Source organism: Pseudomonas fuscovaginae SE-1 (assembly GCF_000364705.1).
Classification (GTDB): domain Bacteria; phylum Pseudomonadota; class Gammaproteobacteria; order Pseudomonadales; family Pseudomonadaceae; genus Aquipseudomonas; species Aquipseudomonas fuscovaginae_A.
The window spans coordinates 1-763 of record NZ_AQOH01000252.1; the positions used below are offsets into that span (position 1 = coordinate 1).

Sequence of the window (763 nt, forward strand, 5' to 3'; positions counted from 1 at the left end):
TGACCCCTTTACCTCATTTTTCGCCAACTGAAATTTGACCCCCTTGGCCTGTTTCTAAACGGCTTTCTCTGCCCGTGGCGGGCTGGTACCAGCCTTGCGTTTGTCCTTGAGGCGATAGCTGTCGCCCGAGATCTGCACGATGTGTGCGTGGTGTAGCAACCGATCCAACATCGCGGCCGTCAGCGTCTGGTCATCCGCAAAGGTGCCAGCCCACTGGGTAAACGGCAGGTTGCTGGTGAGAATCATGCTGCCGCGCTCATAGCGCCTGGCGACCACGTTGAAGAACAGGTTGGCTTCATCGCGACCGAAAGGCAGGTAGCCAATTTCATCGATGACCAGCAACCGAGGCCCCATCACCGCACGGTTGAAGTACTCTTTCAGGCGATCCTGTCGATGGGCCGCTGCCAGTTGCAGCATCAGATCAGCGGCGGTGATGAAACGGGTTTTGATACCCGCCTGGGTCGCGCGATAGGCCAAGGCGCAAGCCAGGTGCGTCTTGCCTACGCCACTGGGGCCGAGCAGGACGATGTTCTCGGCACGTTCGACGAAGCTCAGCCCGGCCAACTCCTGCAGTTGCGCTCGCGGCGCACCGCTGGCAAAGGCGAAATCGTACTGCTCCAACGTCTTGAGCGCTGGCAGTGTCGCCATCTTCAGCAAGGTCTGGCGCGAACGCTCCAGGCGTGCCTCAGCTTCAGCGCGCAGCAACTGCTCCAGGAAATCGGCGAAGCTCTGTTCCTGAGTCGCGGCTTGTTGTGCCAGGCCC

General features: G+C 60.3%; 1 protein-coding gene. It reads right to left on the bottom strand.

The window, feature by feature from the left end; genetic code table 11:
* Nucleotides 1-54: 54 nt before the first annotated feature.
* Nucleotides 55-763: IS21-like element helper ATPase IstB (gene istB, locus K675_RS0121040; protein ID WP_017905447.1), on the bottom strand; the 709-nt coding region annotated here is incomplete at its 5' end.